The following is a 15797-nucleotide window of genomic DNA, read 5'->3' as shown; positions in this document are numbered from 1 at the left end:
GTTCAGGCTCGCAAGCGTGCGGACAGGCGCCCGGCGTAGTAGCGCAGTGGCAGGGTCAGGCCGGACTCGTTGGTGCCGAAAGTGAGCTTCTGTTTCAGCTTCCACAAAGGATCGTCGCCCCGCACCTCGATGCGGTGGAGAATGAAGGGGTCACGGTCCCGGTGATTGAAGCCCGAACGGGTAGAACAGGCCAGCCGATAGCCGGCCCTGCGGACGAAGTCCACCGTGGTGGCGTTGAAATGGCCGTAAGGATAGGCGAAAAGGTCGCAGTCCGTGCCCAGCCGGTCCTCGATGGTTTTCTTGCAGGCACTGATTTCCTCCCGGGCTCGGGTTTCCGGCACCTGGTCCAGGTGACAGTGGCTGACGGTGTGGCCGCCGAAAGCCATACCGTGGCGGTGCATTTCCCCGATCTGTTCCCAGGTCAGCATGGGGTGCTGGGGCCAGTCCCGCATCCAGGCGTTGGTCCTACCCAGATGGCCGGTGGCCAGAAAGATGGTGGCGGGGATGTCCAACTCCTGAAAAATCGGGAAGGCGTTCCGATAATTGTCCTCGAAACCGTCGTCCAGGGTGATGGCCACCGCCTTGTCCGGCAGTGCTGCCCCTTCATACATATGATCCCGGATTTGGGCCAGGGAGACCGGCTGCCAGCCCCAGCGGCGTAGTGCCTCCAGGTGACTGCGAAATCGTGCCGGCGGGCAGGCATAGCGGGCTTCGTTCCGGTCTTCCGGCTCCCGGATCATGTGGTACATGAGGATCAGAAAGCGCTTCATGCTGCAGAATCCCGTCTGTGGATCAGATTTTCGAACAGAAGCGCTGGCAGCAGGCTGGGAAGCAGATATTTGAGATCCTGCCATTGCCAGGCCCGATAGCGCAGGGCTGCGCGGAACAATTTTTGGGCTGAGGTCAAATCCCGTTGCCACAGGGCCTGGTAAGCCTGCTCCCGTATAGGACCGTCGATCAGCTGGCGCACCTGGGGCCGGGACAGATGGGCCACCAGATCGGGATGGGCGGCGATGAAATCACGCCGCACCCGCCAGGCCTCCAGTACCTGGCGCCACTTGACCGCCGAGATCTGTCCCTTGTCGTGCCAGCGGTAGTAGGCCAGGACTTCCGGCACGCGCGCCCACTTTCGAGTATGGGCGGCGATCCTGAGCCACAGATCGTAGTCCATGCTGCTGAAACACCGGGTGGAAAAACCGCCGACAGTTTCCAGCACCTTGCGGTGGGTGAGGGCGGCATGGATCGGCCAGGGACAGCTCCTGAGCAGGCGGGCGAACAGGTCTTCCTGCAGATAATCGGGAGGAACGTAGGGAGGGCGGTCGTCGCCGTCCTCGACCACGTTCTGCCAGCCGCAGTAGGCCAGGTCGTCGTCGGTTTCCCCGACGGCGCGATGCATCTTCTCCAGAAACGTTGGATCCCACCAGTCGTCGGCATCGAGAAAGGCGACGTATTCCCCCCGGGCGTGGCGCAGGCCGAGGTTGCGGGCCGGGTAGGGGCCCTGGTTCTCCTGACACAGCAGCCGGATCCGCCCGTCTTCTTGGGCCGTCCGGGTGACGATTTCTGCGCTGGCGTCGCTGGAACCGTCATCGACAACGATCAGCTCCCAGTCCTGGAACGTTTGGTTGCGCACACTGCCGATGGCCTCCGCCAGGTAGGCGGCGGCGTTAAAGCAGGGCATGATGACAGAGATTTCTGGGGCTTGGTGCTTGTTCATCGTTTTTCAGCATAGAACGGTTGTGCCTTTTCCACAACCTGCTCCCAGCTAAAGCGCCTGGCGAATTCCCGGCAGCGCTGGCGGGAGAAGCGGATTTTCCCCTCCAGGAAAGCGCCGAGGGCGGAGGCGATCGCCTCCGTTTCCGGCTTTTCGACGAAAAAGCCGCTCTCTCCTTCCGCCACCGCCTCGGTGGCCCCGGCCAAGTGGGCGGCCAGAGACGGCACCCCGCAGGCGGCCGCCTCCAGATAGACCAGGCCGAAACCTTCGTGACTGTGGGGCAGGACCGATGCGGTGAGGATGAACAGATGAGCGCGCCGTAGCTGCTCCCGCAGTGATTCGCGGGGCAGGCTGCCGGTGAAGGTCACCCGTCCGGTCAGTCCCAGCGCTTTGACCCTCTTTTCCAGGCGGGGACGCTGGCTGCCGTCGCCGACCACGGTGTAGTGAAACTGGTGCCGGTCACGCAACCGGGCCAATGCCTCGAGGACCAGATGGATGTTCTTGCGCGGCTCTGACAGGCGGGTAATGCTGATCAATCGGGGAATTTTCGTATCGCCGTCCTCCACAAGAGGCGGGGCCAGGAAGAATGGATCGACTCCCACCATCGCCGCAACCGTTTTGCCACGGCAGGATGGAATCTTCTCCAGCAGCACACGCTCGGTATAGCGGCTGTTGGTGAAGATGGCGGTCGCCTGCGGCAGCCATCGGCGGAGCATCCGGGTGGTATGACCGCGCCAGACCCGTTCCAGACGACGCAGTTTGCCTTCAAGGCGCCAGAGAGGGCCGAAGCGGTACAGGGCCGGGGCGGTAACTGGGTAATAGGCGCGGAGGAAGTCGTTGCCGTGGACCGAAACTACCACCGGCTTTTCAGTCTCTTCGGCGATCCAGGCATAGGCGGCGTTCATGGCGTGCCAGGCGTCGATCCCCGGCGTTTCCAGGAGCTTCCGGTCCAGCACCCGGCGCAGTTTCAGCACCGGCCGGACGGCGACGCCGGAAAGCTCGATTTCCCCCTGGGGGTGGCGGCGGGTGAACACGGTGACCGGATGGCCCATCCCGGCAAGCGCGCGGATATAACCCAGGGCGTAGTTTTCCACCCCGCCGATGTCCGGAGGGAATTCCGGAGAGACGATACCGACGTGGGGCAGGCTCACCGTCCCACTACCCACTGGCCGGGTTGCAGGGAAAACTCGGGGTCCAGGGGCCTGCCTTCGGGATCGGTCCAGTTCAGCTCCGTCCCCAGTGTTCCAGTATTCAGACGTACCGGGCCTTCGCCCGTGCCCAGCAACAGGTACTCCGCCCCGGCAGGTGTGGAAAGATCGGCAATGCGGACGCCGGGTGGAAGTTTGTGCAGATCCAGTTTCCGAGGGCCGGCAAAGCCCCGCTCCTGGTCGCCCCCCAGAAGCCCGGGCGGTTGACCCAGCCCAAGTTCTTCCAGCCTTGCCATCGTCCCGGCCAGCCGGCTCCGCAGCGCCGGATCGGGATCGAGCAGACACAGGCGGTGCAGGGCCTCGGCCCAGAAGCCGTAGGCATATCGGGTTCTTTCGTCCTCGGCCCAGCGCTGCCACAGGCCGCTGCGGTAGGTGAACGCCACGGCGTCGTCGATGTAGGAACGCAGCTTCAGCTGCGGAAAGCGCGCCTGGAGCCTGACCAGATCCATGACGTTGATGGCCTGATAGGCGGTGGAAATTCCCTTGAGGCACAGGGCGCGGTCCAGGTAGCCGCCCGGCATCACTAGGCGGGGAAAGCGGCATTTTAGATGGTGGAAGCAGGGAATCAGGTATTTCCAGCCCAGCCGCTTCAGGGCCCTTCGCCACAGCGGCAGGGCGGCGGCCCGTTCGGTTGGCAGAAAGCTCAGGGCGATCAGGCCGAAGACCAGGCGGTACAGCCAGGCGGCCGGAATGGCCGCGAGGACCGTTTCCGTGGCCCGGTTGGCTTCGCCTGCCGCCTCCCGCCAGGCGGACTCCTCCAGCAGTCCCGCGCCCCGGCCCACGGCGATGGTGGTGTCCCAATGGGAGTTGAGCACCAACATGTCGCTTACGGATTTGCCAAAGGCCCGACAGGGCAGCCACTGGAACGGACTTTGACGCATCGATGCCTCCGTCAGCTCCAGGGAATCGTGCAGGAACCACAGGCCGCAGTCGAGACGGTCGGCCCGCTGGAGCAAAAACTCGGTTCCCCGCTGCAAACCCTCGGCAATGGTGGCATCAGGGCCTTCCTCATAAGCATCCAGCAGCAAATGCAATGCACTGGTGTGAAGACGGAAGTGGGACTCCATCCCGTCGGTCCACTCGCCGTGATACCAGCCGCCGTCGTCGGCCTGACGGTCGAGAACCGCCAGGAGCAGCTGCCGCTTGAACAGCCGGTAGAGGGTCTTTCCGGTGGCCCGCGCCAGGCCGGAGAACAGCACGTACAGGGCGTGGGCGTCGTTTTCCGAGCAGATCTTCCAGTACTTGGGCCAGCTGACGCGGTTCTCGTACACCCAGCCGTGGATCAGGTGCAGATACAGATCGGCCGGGTGGCTGTAGCGGGTGTGGGAACCCCACAGGAAATAAGCCTGAGTTTCAATGGGGCTGAGATCGGTCAGTTCCTGCTGCAGCTGTGGCGTCAGCCGCCAGACTGCCAGATCGGTCACAAAACCGGCGGGCGGCGCAAGGAACAGGGTCAACCCCGAGCCGTTCAGTTCCAGGCCGGAAACCGGTGCGGGAGTCTCCTCCAGGATATGCCCCTGGTCGTCCAGCCGTCTTGCCACCGGCAGGCGGGGAATCCAGAAGTTTTCTTTCCCCTCCAGCAACCAGCCCCCGGCCGGACAGGCCCGCATCCGGGAGACGCCGGGCAGGGTGTGATCAGCCGGCCCCCGAAAGCGCAGGAAAAGGCATTCGGCCTCTTCCAGGTGGTCGATCAGCTGTTCCGTATGGGAGGAGAGCAGGATTTCCCGCTTGGCGGCGGGAATTTGCAGATTTTTCAAAGTCATGAGTGCTTTATACCTTTTCAAGGCGGCCCAGCGTCACATCGGCCACGGAATGCCCTCCTCATCGATGGCGCGTTTCAAATCTTCGGGGGCGCGAGCGTAGTCGATCAGATCGACCTTAAAGGGTAGATGTCAAGCCCCGTGAGATTATATACACGTTTTTTGAAGAGCTCCGGCCGCTTCTTCTGCCAGTCTTTGAGGGCCTGTACTGGTGAGATGTGTCCCAGGGCCTTCTGGGGGATCTGATGGTTGTAGACGCTGGCATACTGCATCAGGGCCCGATCCAGATCCTGGCTGCTTTGGAAGCGAGTGGTTTTGAGGATTTCGGCGATCCGACCGTTGAAGCGTTCTACCATGCCGTTGGTCTGGGGGTGTTTGGGCGGGATGAGGCGGTGCTCGATGCCATGGCATTGGCAGACCTGGTCGAAAAGGTGTCGGCCGGTCGGTTCGCGCTCCCCGGTGGCACAGAAGCGGTCGGTAAACTCTTTGCCGTTATCGGTCAGGACCTTGGTGATTGTGAAGGGGGCCTTGGCGATCAGGCGCTCGAGGAAGGCGGCGGCGACCCTGGCTTCCTTGGTGGGATGGATTTCCAGGTAGACCCAGCGGGTGGCCCGATCGATGGCGACGAAGAGGTAACGGCCCCGGCTCTCGTCGGGCATCTTAGGCAGGTACTTGATGTCGATGTGGACAAACCCGGGCTCGTAGTCCTTGAAGCCCTTCTTCTTGCCCTTGGAAGGGGCGTTCTCTCCTTCCTTGGCGGCGATCAGTTCTTTGAGGTTGGAAACCCCATGGCGGCGCAGCAGCCGGTCCAGAGCCGAGCGGGACATCTCGGGATAGATGAAGCGATGAACGACCGCCAGCAGGTCATCCAGGGGCAACAGCAGGGTTTCGCGCAGACAGACGACGATCGCTTCCTGCTGCGGGGTCAGGGTGGCATGGATGCGATGGGGCCGGTGCGAGGCGTCCTCGACCGAATCGCGCTGGCGCCACTTGCGGATGGTATGACGATGAACCCCGTATTTCCTGGCCAGAACCGTGGCCGGCAGCTTGGAGTTCTGGATCTCCCGGCGGATCTCGGGCGTGGTGCGGGCTTTCTTGTGGAGACGGATGACCATGACTTCCTCCTCGTCCATCAAGCTTGAGTCGTCTTTCCGGCCTGGGACTCTGCCATCAGCTCGCTCAGAACATCCCAAGCACGGAACAAAGGATAGCTCCTCTTGGGAATATGATCACACGGGACCCAACAGGTAGATGCGACTCCTCCAGCAGCTCGCGCATCTCGGCCATCAGCCAGGCGGGAATGGATCTTTCCGCCTTGATGGCGACATCGATGTCAGAAGCCGGACGGAGATCGCCGCGGGCGCGGGAGCCGAACAGAAGCAACCGGGCCTTGAAGCGCTCAAGATAAGGCTCGAGCAGCCGCTGAATTTCCGCGGCGTCGAGGGGGTCGAGGCGGGGCTTTGCGGCGGCTGTTGGCATGGTGGCGTTATTTTTGGCAAACGCCTATAGTTTAGGCCAAAACCTGGCAACCGGGGGGGGCTTGTGCAAACCGTCATCGACCGCCTGCTCGACCATCTGATCCGGAAACTGGGCGACGAACTGCTCGGGGTATGGGTGCCCGTTCATTCTCCACCGCGCGTGGTTCACGGAATCGACCGTTGCGTAGCGACGCCATAGTCTGAGGAGCCGGATGCCTTAATCGGGCACGTCCGGATCTGTGGGAACCGCGGGTGAGCAATCGCCCGCGGTCACCCGGCTATTAAACTCCGGTAAGTTGGGCCAGGCCCCGCCCGGGCGGCGGGGCCGTATGTTCACACAGTCTGGATCGGAATTCGGCGGCTGAGATGGCCGCTGGCCTTCGGGAGCACCAGGGTCAGCACGCCGTTGCGGTAGCAGGCCTCGGCGCGGTTTTCGTCCACCGGCGCCGGCAGGGGGATGGCGCGTTCGAAGGCGCCGTAGGCGCGTTCCAGCAGATAGTAGTGGCCGCCGCTTTCCTCGCGTTCCGCCAGCTTCTCGCCGCGTACCACCAGGGTGTCGCCGACGATCTGAATGTCGAACTGATCCGGCTCCATGCCGGGGATTTCCAGCCGCACGATCAATTTGTCCTTCTCTTCCTTCACCTCCGCAGGGATGAGGCCCCAGCGGGAAGCGTCGGCCATCAGCTGCTGCTCGGGGCCTTCGCCCCGGCGGCGGTGGGTGAAGCGGGTCAGGGCGTGGCCGGCGCGCTCCTTCAGTTGCTGCCAGCCTTCGGCCAGGGATGCCACGGCATGCTGGATGCCGTGACGCAGTTGTTCCAGGGTGCTCATCTTCCGTTCTCCTCAAGTTCGTTGTGGGATGGCCGAGAGATTGTAGCGGTATGGCCGGCAATCTGCCGAGTTTTGACTATGCTTGTTGTCATAGCGAAATTGAACTTCCAAACGAGGTGGACAGAATGAACTGGAATTCCGTCGGCATGCGCCTGGTGCTTGTGGTTTTGGGGCTGATTTTCATGGTATCGGTGGCGCTCTTATGGATCTATGCCAGACAGCAGCGCAACACCGCCATCGAGGCGGAGGTGCGTATGGCCCAGAACGTGATCCAGGCGGCGGAAGCGGCTCGGGATCAAGTGGCCAGAAAGTGGGACATGGGGATTTTCAGCCCGGAGATGCTACACCAGTTTACGGCGCTACCCCAGGATGAGGCCAAACAGAAAATTCTCGCCACCGTGCCCATCGTCAACGCCTGGGAGATGATTCGGAAAAATGCCGGCGCCAACGGCTACCGCCTGCGGACCCCGCGCCACAACCCCCGCAATCCCGCCAACGAACCTGACGCCCTGGAGGCCGAAGCACTGGCCTATTTCAAGCAGCACCCGGAAGCCCAGGATTATCGGGTCGTGGACGAGAAAACTAATACTTTGCATTATTTCCGCCCGGTGCGGCTGCAGCAGCAATGTCTGGTCTGTCACGGAGATCCGCGTAATTCCTTGGCACTGTGGGGGCGTGACGACGGCAGGGACATCCTGGGTTATCCCATGGAGGGTAAGAAGGTCGGTGATCTGCACGGCGCTTTCGAAATCATTACTCCGCTCGATACCGCCGATGCCGCCATCTCCGCCCATGTCTGGAAGGCAAGTGGCCTGATCGGGCTGGCGGCACTGCTGGTGGGTGGTGGCCTGTTCTTCACCGCCAGGCGCATGGTCGTCGATCCCCTCACCCAATTGGGGATGAAACTTCAGGACATCGCCAGCGGCAGCGGCGATCTCACCGCCCGCCTGGAAGTCAGGGGCAAGAACGAGTTCGCCTGGATCGCCCACAGCTTCAATCAGTTTGTCAAAAAACTGCGCAATATGGCGTTGACGGTGCAGGACGCGGCCCATCACCTGGCTAAAGAAACCGAGCGCTTGAATGAGGCGGCGGTCGATACTGGGCAGCGGGCAACCTGCCAGGGTGAGGCGATCCAGCACCTGGTGACGATGATGGAACAAATGTCGGCCGCGATCCAGGAGATCGCCGAAACCACCGCCAAGGCGGCGGAAAACGCGCAGGCGACCGACCAGGAAACCCAGGCCGGTCGGCAGGTGGTGCAGGCGGCGATCGAGAAGATCGACCGGCTGGCCGTCGAGGTGGACAAGGCGGCCCAGGTGCTCAAGGAGCTGGAGAAGGACAGCGACAGCATCGGCGAGGTGCTGAAGATCATCGGCGACATCGCCGATCAGACCAACCTGCTGGCGCTGAACGCCGCCATCGAGGCGGCCCGGGCCGGGGAGCAGGGTCGGGGTTTTGCGGTGGTGGCCGAGGAGGTCCGTACCCTCGCGAGCAGGACCCAGGAATCCACCGCCGAGATCCAGAATACCATCGAACGCCTGCGCAACCGCGCCCGTCAGGCGGTGGGCGTCATCGATCAGAGCAAGGAGCAAGCCCAGGCCAGCAAGGAGGAAGCCCACGGCGTCAACACCGTGCTGGAAAGCATCACCCGAATGATGAACGACGTGCGGGAGATGAACACCCAGATCGCCAGTGCCGTCGAGGAGCAAAGCATGGTGAGTGCCGAGGTCAGCCAGAACGTCGCCAGCATCAGCGAAGGTGTGGAGGAAACCTGCGCCCGGATGGAGGAAACCCGCCAGGCGGTCGCTTCCCTGCGGGAAAACGCCGAAAAGCTCGATCAGACAGCCAACCAGTTCCGTACCTGAGACACGGAACGATCCGAAACGAAAGAGGCCGGGGGACACCCCGGCCTCTTTCGTCAGCGCCGGGCGCGGCGCAGTTCCTCCAGCAGATCCAGCACCAGGGCGGCGCCGGGAGGATTGAGCCCCAGATCCCGCTCCAACCGCAGGGCGGTGCGCAGGCGCTCGAAGGCGACGGCGTCGAACCACCACTGGGGCGGCTCCGGCCCGCCCTGGTATTCGATCACCCCCTGATCCACCAGCTCTATCACGCGTTCGGCGCTGACCTCGAAGATCCGGCACACTTCCACCAGGGTGATGCGGAAGTTCTCGTCCAGGACCACACCCGTAAAAACCTTTTCCTGCAGCATCGCTTACACCCCCATCCCTTGACGCGGATTGAACGGCATCTTGCGGGCCATCTCCTCGTAGAAGCGCTTCTTGTCTTCGGTGTCCGCCGGCGGGGTGTGGATCTTGAGGATCACGTACTGATCCCCCGCAGGCGTCCCTGGAAGCCCCTTGCCCTTGAGGCGCAGTTTGCGGTCGGTTTGGGAGCCGGGCGGAATCCTCAATTCCACTTTGCCTTCCAGGGTCGGCACCGGCACCTTGGCGCCCAAGGCCGCCTCCCAGGGAGTGACGGGCAGGTCCAGGTAAACGTCCTTGTCCTCCACCTTGAACCAGCGGTGGGGCTTGAAGTGGACTTCCAGATACAGATCTCCGGCAGGTCCCCCACCCATGCCCGGGGCTCCCTGGCCAGCGAGGCGGATCTTCTGGCCTTCGCGGATGCCTTTGGGGATTTTGACTTGCAGGCGCTTGTGCTTGTCCACCAGGCGGCCGGTGGCCGGATCGACCTCCGGTACGCTCAGGGTCAGGGTCTGGGTGGTGCCACGATAGGCGTCCTCGAGATCGATGTAAACCTTGGCGTGCAAGTCTTCCCCCCGCATGCGGAATCCACTCCGGGCCCGGCCGCGGCGAAAGCCACCGCCCCCGAAGAGGGCCTCGAAGAATTCGCTGAAGTCGGCGGTCCGGCCCCCTTCGGTGTAGCCTCCGCCGCCGAAGCCGAACTGCTCCTCCCAGCCCGGCGGCGGCTGGAAACCCTGGCCTTCCTTCCAGTGGGCGCCGAACTGGTCGTAAGCCTTGCGTTTTTCCGGGTCCTTGAGGACTTCGTAGGCTTCGTTGACTTCCTTGAACTTCTCCTCGGCGTCCGCTTCTTTGCTCACGTCCGGATGGTACTTGCGCGCCAGCTTGCGGTAGGCACGCTTGATCTCGTCCTGGGTGGCGTCCCGGGAGACGCCCAAAATTTTGTAATAGTCCTTGTATTCCATTGATTTATAAAGTCTTTCAGAAAATAGAACCACTTCATCGCCGATGAAACGAACGATGTTGGCGCCTGCCCCCGCCTGAGGGAGACAGACATGAAGCAACGTTTAGAAAGCCAGCATCAACACGAGTTTCTGCAGGGGGGGCAGGATGAGCATTTTCAGAACCTGCAGTCCGACCAGCGCCAGCAGAGGCGAGAGGTCGAGTCCCCCCAGCGCCGGGATCAGGCGGCGGCAGGGGCGCAGCACCGGTTCGGTCAGGTCCGTCAATAAAGCATAGACCGGATTGTAAGGATCGGGGTTGATCCAGCTCATGACCGCCTGAATGATGATGGCGTAGATGAAAACGTTGAAGGCGAGATTGACCAGCTGGATCAATGCCGAGGCGACGAGAACACCGATGGCCACGCGTCCCCCGCCCTGGAGCAGATAGACGAGATAATCGGCCAGCACCTGCAGAAGCAGCATGAAGACCAGCGAGGCCGTATCGACGCGGCCGATGGCGGGGATGAAGCGGCGCAGCAGGCGCAGAGGCGGATGGGTGATCTTGACCAGTGCCTGAGAGATGGGGTTGTAGAAATCCGCTTCCACCAGTTGGAACAGGAAGCGGAGCATGACCGCCAGGATGTAGAGACTGAACAGGACGTTGACGACGAAGACAGCCGGATCGGCCAGATAACCGCTCATTGTTGTTCTCCCAATTGTTGTGACAGGCTTTGGGCCCGTTCGCAGGCAGCTTTGATCGCGCTACGAACCAGTTCGGTGAATCCCCCTTGGGTGAAGACCTCGATGGCTTTTTCGGTGGTCCCGCCGGGGGAGGTCACCCGGTGCCGCAAGGCTTCAGGGCCGATATCGGTTTCCATGGCCAGTTTGGCCGCCCCCAGGGCGGTCTGTTCCACCAGCAGACGGGCCTCGGCCTGCCCCAGGCCGAGATCGGCAGCCGCTTTTTCCATCGCTTCCATCAGTAGGAAAAAGTAGGCCGGGCCACTGCCGGACACGGCGGTGACGGCATCCAGCAGTTCTTCGCGCTCGACCCAGATGGTGATTCCAACGGCGCGCATGAGCGATTCCGCCCAGTCCCGTTGGGCTTCACTGACATGGGGATTGGCATGCAGGCCGGTGGCGCCGGATTGTACCAGGGCCGGGGTGTTGGGCATGGTGCGGACGATCGGAACCGGGCCTCCGAGCCAGCGCTCCAGATCCGCCTCGCGGATTCCCGCGGCGATGGAGACGACAAGGGGCCGGCGGTTCTGAACGGCAGGGGCGATTTCCTGCGCCAGGGCCTGGATCTGCTGCGGCTTCACCGCCAGGACCACGATGTCGCTGGTTTCGACCAGAGCGGTGCTGTTGTCTGCGCTTTCGATACCGAAGTGCTGCCGCAGCGCCAGGACTTTATCCTGGTTGATATCGGTCACCCGGATGCAGTCGTTGGGATAACCGTCGGCGATCAGGCCGCCGATCAGGCTGGTAGCCATGTTGCCGGCACCGATGAATCCAATCCGCTGAGACATCAAGCGTTCTCCCAAAAATGACGATGGATGCGGTGGGCGCATCCATCGAGTAAGCAATTAGGGCTGTTTCTCTCGCAACTTCCTGAGTTTCTTAGGCTTGAGTCTGGCCTTGCCGTAAGTACCCTGAGCGATCTTGCCGCGGCGGGTACGCAGATCTCCTTTACCCATGGGTCATCTCCTTTCGTCTGAGGGAAAAATGCGAAAAGCCATTTTAACTTGGGGCCGATCAGGAAAAAAGCGCTTGGCAGCGGGCTTGGCGGGTGGAATTTTCGTCTACACTTCATCATAAGTTCACTGAAATCCGATTCAACCTCATGTCTTTGCCGGAGAAGAGAACGATGCACTTTCAGCAACAGCTGCAGGCTTACGGACAATGGAAGACCCGCCTGGCCGACGCGATCGATCAGTACCATGCCTGGTTGAAGAAGTACGATCTGGCGACCACGGAAGTGGAGGAAATGCTCTTCGGCCTGCGGCGGAATTTGCAGTCCGAGCGTATGACCATCGCTTTCGTGGCGGAGTTCTCACGTGGCAAGACCGAATTGATCAATGCCTTGTTCTTCGCCGAAACCGGCGTGCGGCTGTTGCCATCGACACCGGGACGGACCACCATGTGTCCCACCGAAATCTTTCACGATCAGGAAGGCAGCTACATCCGCCTGCTGCCCATCGAAACCCGCCTGGACAACGCCTCTTTGAGCGAGTACAAGGAGCAGCCGGAGCGCTGGCTCAAGATCGACCTGGATGCCGGTTCCCCCCTGCAGATGCAGGAGGCTTTCCAGGAGCTGGTCGCGGTCAAGCGGGTCAGTGTGGCCGAGGCCAAGCGTCTGGGACTTTACCACGAGGATATGGACCGCGGCGGCGACATCCCGCCGGACAGCGTGGAAATTCCCTGCTGGCGTCACGCCCTGATCAGTTTTCCGCATCCCCTGCTGCAGGAGGGATTGGTGATTCTCGACACGCCGGGGCTGAACGCCCTGGGTTCGGAGCCTGAACTGACCCTGAACATGCTTCCCAGCGCCCAGGCGGTGCTGTTCGTCCTGGCCGCCGATACCGGCGTGACCAAAAGCGATATGGACATGTGGCAAAAGCACGTTCGCGGGCTGGACGGCAGCCAGCGGCGCCACGTGGCGGTGGTGATGAACAAGATCGATACGCTGTGGGACGATCTCCAGACCGACGACGGCATTGACCGTTCCATCCATTCCCAGGTTAGGGAAACCGCCAAGGTTCTCAAGGTCCAGGAGGATTTGATCTTCCCCTTGTCCGCCAAGCAGGCGCTGCTGGCGAAGGTGAAAAGCGACGACGCCTTATTGGAGAAAAGCCGCCTGAAACGGCTGGAGGACTATCTGGCCACCGATGTCATGCACAGCCGTCGGGAAATTCTCCAGCAGGCCCTCACCCAGGGGATGGGGCATCTGATCTCCGAATCGCTGACCGTGGTGCGCAGCGAAGCGGAGCAACTGCAGAAACAATTGAAAGAACTGCGCCAGCTGGACGGCAAGAACAGCGACATGACCACCCGCCTGATGGAGGAAACCCGGGCCCAGCAGGCCAGGTACCTGCAGAGCGTGGACAGCTTCCAGGCCAGCCGCCGGGTGTTCGCGATGCAGGCGAAACGGATGCTGGAGGTACTGTCACCCAAGCGGGTGGACGAGGTTATCAAGAAGCATACCCGTTCCATGGAGGCCAGTTTCACCACCTATGGCATGAAGCAGGCCATGAAAGCGGTGTTCGACGATCTGGCGGCGATCCTCGGCGAGGGGGTCGGTGTGGTCGAGGATACCCAGGGATTGGTGCACAACATCTACCACAAATTTGCCGAGGAACACGGTTACGGGGGGTTGCAGGCCCCGATGTTTTCGATCCGGGATTACCAGGTCACGCTGGCGGATCTGTTCCAGGAGGGGGAGAATTTCCGTACCAGCATGTCCTCGACCCTGATGGAACAGCATCTGGTCATCCAGAAACTGTACGTGACCATCCTCTCCAAGGCCCGCAAGCTGCTCCACCAGATCCACCAGGAAACGGCCAACTGGAGCGCGGTCGCCCTGTCCCCGCTGGTCCACCAGATCAAGGAGCACAAAAAGCTGATCGAACAGCGCCTGGCGGTATTGCGCAAGGTCAACCAGTCCAAGGAGTCGCTCGAAGGCGAGATCGAAAAACTCGAGCGCTCGCTGGAACCGGTGCAGACCCAGCAGCAGGAGCTGGAGGCCATTTTGGCGCTGATCGAGGGAGAGGGCGGTCCCGAAACGGCAGCGGCCTCAGCGCCGGCGGCAGAGATCGCTGTCGCCTCCTGAGCGGGTTTCAGCGCCTGCGGTATGCCAGATCGGTGACCGGATGCCCCAGACGCCGTCCCCGCCGTTCGTATTTGGTCTGGGGGCGGGGTGGGATCAGGGCGGTGGCATCGGTGGGTGCAAGGCGTGCGCAGGTGGCCACTGCGGCGCGCATGTGCCCGGCGTAATCGGGCCAGTCGGTCGCCAGATGCAGAATCCCGCCCGGCTCTAGTTTCCCGGCCAGGAGGGCGACGAACGCCGGCTGGATCAGGCGGCGCTTGTGGTGGCGCTTCTTGGGCCAGGGATCCGGAAAGAAAATGTTGATGCGCTGGCACAACCCGGCGCCGATGGCCGTTTCCAGCACTTCCACCGCATCGGCACAATAAACCCGGACGTTATCCAGTCCGCGCTTTTCCAGTTCCAGCAGCAAATGCCCCACCCCGGGGCGGTGGACCTCGATTCCGAGATAGTTGAACTGCGGATAGGCAGCAGCCATTTGTACCAGGCTTTCGCCGTTGCCGAAACCGATTTCCAGGATCAGCGGGGCGCTGTCGGGATAGATCGCCTCGGGTCGAAGCGGAATCTCCGGCGTCAGGCCGTAGCGGGGCCAGAGTACGTCGAGGGCGCGTCGTTGGGCCGGGGTCAGGCGGCCTTCCCGGCGGACGAAGCTGCGGATATGCCGTTTCAGCTGGTCTGTTGCAGGTATTTCAGCCATTGGGTTGCCGCTTTACGGGTCGATGGGAATTGCCGGGCCCGTGCGAACGCCTTGCGCGCCGCCTCCCCCCGGCCGGTTTCGAAATAGGCGCTGCCCAGCAGCAGCCAGGCTTGACCCGGATCGCGCAGGCCACCCTTTTTCAGGGCGGTTTTGAGCGCGTCGATGGCGTCCTGCCAGGCTTCCCGCTCTAGATGCAGCTGGGCCAAGCGCAGCCAGGGCTGGCCACTGCCGCTGAGGCGGGCGGCCCGCTGCAGGGCGGTGACGGCGCGTTGGAATTCGCGGGCCTCGATCCAGGTGTCGGCGAGCAGGCGCCAGTTGCGGTAACTGGATTTGACCTGTCGGGCTTTGAGCGCCTGTTGCAGGCGTTCCCCGGCCAGATAGGGCACGTGGACCAGCCGGAGCAGATTGACCAGGTTGAGAATCTCCGGTTCCTGATCCCGCAGGCCGAGGAAGTGTTCCAGCTCGGCGACTGCGGCGGCGTTGAAGCGCTTTCCGGCCAGGTTGTAGAGACCGGCCAGTTGCCGCCAATACTTTTCCTGCTCGGGATGGCGGCGAATGAGGGTTTTCAGGTCGGCGATCGCGGCGTGGTAACGCTTGAGTTGATAATTGATGCCGATCCGCAGCTGCAGCCAGGCGTCCTTGGGGCGGCCGGTCTTGGCGATGGCCTGGTTCAGGTGGGCGAGCGCCGCCCGGTAGCGTTCCAGGCGGGTATAGACCTGGGCCAGCAGCAGATGATCCTCGGCGTGGATCTCCGGTTGGGTTTTCAGCCACCGTTCCAGCAGAGCGGCGGCCTGGCGCGGCTGATCCAGGGCGAGGTAGAGCTGTCCCAGGGTTCGAAGCGCTTCACGGGCCTGGGGTTGCGGAAGGGCGCCGCTGTCGAGCGCCTGTTGAAGATAGCGGACGGCCTGGCGGTAATCCCCCTTGGCGGCATAGGCGGCGCCCAAGGCGCGAAGCAGCAGGGCCTTTTCCGCCTTGGCGCCGGTCTTTTCCAGGCGCTGTCGCAGCAGCCCGACCGCTTGATCGTAATGGCGCTGATCGAGCAGTTTCCCGACCTTTTCCAGGGTACGAAAGGTCTGAGGGCTGACCTGCGCCGCCTGGACGGCCGTTGTGAGCGAGAGTGCAAGGAGGAAAGGCAGCAACCGGCGGCACATGG

Annotated in this window: 16 protein-coding genes; 2 read left to right on the top strand and 14 right to left on the bottom strand. The window is 62.5% G+C overall.

The window, feature by feature from the left end; translation table 11 throughout:
* Positions 1-2 precede the first annotated feature (2 nt).
* The 7 genes from MIN45_RS11280 to MIN45_RS11250 all read right to left on the bottom strand — a co-directional run bounded on the left by MIN45_RS11280 (position 3) and on the right by MIN45_RS11250 (position 6985).
* On the bottom strand, positions 3-770 hold the full coding sequence (locus MIN45_RS11280) for a polysaccharide deacetylase family protein (protein WP_286292343.1): 768 nt from the start codon (positions 768-770) through the stop codon (positions 3-5).
* Positions 767-1714: a glycosyltransferase family 2 protein gene (locus tag MIN45_RS11275; protein WP_286292341.1), complete on the bottom strand. Its 948-nt coding sequence runs from the start codon at positions 1712-1714 to the stop codon at positions 767-769. Before MIN45_RS11275 ends, MIN45_RS11280 begins: the two co-directional genes overlap by 4 nt.
* A complete protein-coding gene (locus tag MIN45_RS11270; RefSeq protein ID WP_286292339.1) occupies positions 1711-2862 on the bottom strand; it encodes a glycosyltransferase family 4 protein in 1152 nt (383 codons plus the stop codon). The genes MIN45_RS11275 and MIN45_RS11270 overlap by 4 nt, the downstream gene beginning before the upstream one ends.
* A complete protein-coding gene (locus MIN45_RS11265) occupies positions 2859-4682 on the bottom strand; it encodes a hypothetical protein (RefSeq protein WP_286292338.1) in 1824 nt (607 codons plus the stop codon). The genes MIN45_RS11270 and MIN45_RS11265 overlap by 4 nt, the downstream gene beginning before the upstream one ends.
* Positions 4683-4786: 104 nt before the next feature.
* A complete protein-coding gene (locus MIN45_RS11260; RefSeq protein ID WP_286292336.1) occupies positions 4787-5794 on the bottom strand; it encodes an IS481 family transposase in 1008 nt (335 codons plus the stop codon).
* Between the two features lie 64 nt (positions 5795-5858).
* Positions 5859-6158 (bottom strand): nucleotidyltransferase family protein, encoded by a 300-nt coding sequence (locus MIN45_RS11255; RefSeq protein WP_286292335.1) that lies wholly within the window; start codon positions 6156-6158, stop codon positions 5859-5861.
* 332 nt (positions 6159-6490) lie between these two features.
* Complete coding sequence (locus tag MIN45_RS11250) at positions 6491-6985, bottom strand: Hsp20/alpha crystallin family protein (RefSeq protein WP_286292333.1); 495 nt, start codon at positions 6983-6985, stop codon at positions 6491-6493.
* A gap of 125 nt (positions 6986-7110) precedes the next feature.
* Here MIN45_RS11250 and MIN45_RS11245 point away from each other — a divergent pair, with 125 nt between their 5' ends.
* Positions 7111-8850, top strand: coding sequence for a methyl-accepting chemotaxis protein (locus tag MIN45_RS11245; protein WP_286292332.1), 1740 nt, complete (start codon positions 7111-7113; stop codon positions 8848-8850).
* Positions 8851-8903: 53 nt separating this feature from the next.
* Here the strand turns inward: MIN45_RS11245 and MIN45_RS11240 are convergent, their stop codons facing one another.
* The 5 genes from MIN45_RS11240 to MIN45_RS11220 all read right to left on the bottom strand — a co-directional run bounded on the left by MIN45_RS11240 (position 8904) and on the right by MIN45_RS11220 (position 11821).
* Complete coding sequence (locus tag MIN45_RS11240) at positions 8904-9194, bottom strand: chaperone modulator CbpM (RefSeq protein ID WP_286292331.1); 291 nt, start codon at positions 9192-9194, stop codon at positions 8904-8906.
* 3 nt (positions 9195-9197) lie between these two features.
* On the bottom strand, positions 9198-10148 hold the full coding sequence (locus MIN45_RS11235; protein ID WP_286292330.1) for a DnaJ C-terminal domain-containing protein: 951 nt from the start codon (positions 10146-10148) through the stop codon (positions 9198-9200).
* Positions 10149-10250: 102 nt separating this feature from the next.
* On the bottom strand, positions 10251-10829 hold the full coding sequence (locus tag MIN45_RS11230; RefSeq protein WP_286292329.1) for a YggT family protein: 579 nt from the start codon (positions 10827-10829) through the stop codon (positions 10251-10253).
* Complete coding sequence (gene proC, locus MIN45_RS11225; RefSeq protein WP_337250345.1) at positions 10826-11653, bottom strand: pyrroline-5-carboxylate reductase; 828 nt, start codon at positions 11651-11653, stop codon at positions 10826-10828. The genes MIN45_RS11230 and proC overlap by 4 nt, the downstream gene beginning before the upstream one ends.
* 57 nt (positions 11654-11710) lie before the next feature.
* Entirely contained in the window at positions 11711-11821 is a 111-nt protein-coding gene (locus MIN45_RS11220) for a 30S ribosomal protein THX (protein WP_286292326.1), read from the bottom strand.
* A 170-nt stretch (positions 11822-11991) separates the two neighbouring features.
* Between MIN45_RS11220 and MIN45_RS11215 the strand changes: the two genes are divergently transcribed.
* The gene (locus MIN45_RS11215) at positions 11992-13953 is read left to right on the top strand and encodes a dynamin family protein (RefSeq protein ID WP_286292325.1); all 1962 of its coding nucleotides are present in this window, start codon (positions 11992-11994) and stop codon (positions 13951-13953) included.
* Between the two features lie 7 nt (positions 13954-13960).
* On the opposite strand, the gene trmB is transcribed toward MIN45_RS11215, so the two are convergent.
* Positions 13961-14644: a tRNA (guanosine(46)-N7)-methyltransferase TrmB gene (gene trmB, locus MIN45_RS11210; protein WP_286292324.1), complete on the bottom strand. Its 684-nt coding sequence runs from the start codon at positions 14642-14644 to the stop codon at positions 13961-13963.
* Positions 14614-15795, bottom strand: coding sequence for a tetratricopeptide repeat protein (locus tag MIN45_RS11205; protein ID WP_286292323.1), 1182 nt, complete (start codon positions 15793-15795; stop codon positions 14614-14616). Before MIN45_RS11205 ends, trmB begins: the two co-directional genes overlap by 31 nt.
* Positions 15796-15797 lie beyond the last annotated feature (2 nt).

It is taken from the genome of Methylomarinovum tepidoasis (assembly GCF_030294985.1).
In the GTDB taxonomy this organism is placed as follows: Bacteria; Pseudomonadota; Gammaproteobacteria; order Methylococcales; family Methylothermaceae; genus Methylohalobius; species Methylohalobius tepidoasis.
This window is presented reverse-complemented; position numbering and strand designations above follow the sequence as displayed.

Excerpts from the sequence above, each read along its gene's own strand:
- MIN45_RS11235 (WP_286292330.1), bottom strand. The coding sequence starts at position 10,148 with ATGGAATACAAGGACTATTACAAAATTTTGGGCGTCTCCCGGGACGCC.
- MIN45_RS11260 (WP_286292336.1), bottom strand. The coding sequence starts at position 5,794 with ATGGTCATCCGTCTCCACAAGAAAGCCCGCACCACGCCCGAGATCCGC.
- MIN45_RS11275 (WP_286292341.1), bottom strand. The coding sequence starts at position 1,714 with ATGAACAAGCACCAAGCCCCAGAAATCTCTGTCATCATGCCCTGCTTT.
- MIN45_RS11250 (WP_286292333.1), bottom strand. The coding sequence starts at position 6,985 with ATGAGCACCCTGGAACAACTGCGTCACGGCATCCAGCATGCCGTGGCA.
- MIN45_RS11215 (WP_286292325.1), top strand. The coding sequence starts at position 11,992 with ATGCACTTTCAGCAACAGCTGCAGGCTTACGGACAATGGAAGACCCGC.
- MIN45_RS11265 (WP_286292338.1), bottom strand. The coding sequence starts at position 4,682 with ATGACTTTGAAAAATCTGCAAATTCCCGCCGCCAAGCGGGAAATCCTG.
- proC (WP_337250345.1), bottom strand. The coding sequence starts at position 11,653 with ATGTCTCAGCGGATTGGATTCATCGGTGCCGGCAACATGGCTACCAGC.
- trmB (WP_286292324.1), bottom strand. The coding sequence starts at position 14,644 with ATGGCTGAAATACCTGCAACAGACCAGCTGAAACGGCATATCCGCAGC.
- MIN45_RS11240 (WP_286292331.1), bottom strand. The coding sequence starts at position 9,194 with ATGCTGCAGGAAAAGGTTTTTACGGGTGTGGTCCTGGACGAGAACTTC.
- MIN45_RS11230 (WP_286292329.1), bottom strand. The coding sequence starts at position 10,829 with ATGAGCGGTTATCTGGCCGATCCGGCTGTCTTCGTCGTCAACGTCCTG.
- MIN45_RS11255 (WP_286292335.1), bottom strand. The coding sequence starts at position 6,158 with ATGCCAACAGCCGCCGCAAAGCCCCGCCTCGACCCCCTCGACGCCGCG.
- MIN45_RS11280 (WP_286292343.1), bottom strand. The coding sequence starts at position 770 with ATGAAGCGCTTTCTGATCCTCATGTACCACATGATCCGGGAGCCGGAA.
- MIN45_RS11245 (WP_286292332.1), top strand. The coding sequence starts at position 7,111 with ATGAACTGGAATTCCGTCGGCATGCGCCTGGTGCTTGTGGTTTTGGGG.
- MIN45_RS11220 (WP_286292326.1), bottom strand. The coding sequence starts at position 11,821 with ATGGGTAAAGGAGATCTGCGTACCCGCCGCGGCAAGATCGCTCAGGGT.
- MIN45_RS11205 (WP_286292323.1), bottom strand. The coding sequence starts at position 15,795 with ATGTGCCGCCGGTTGCTGCCTTTCCTCCTTGCACTCTCGCTCACAACG.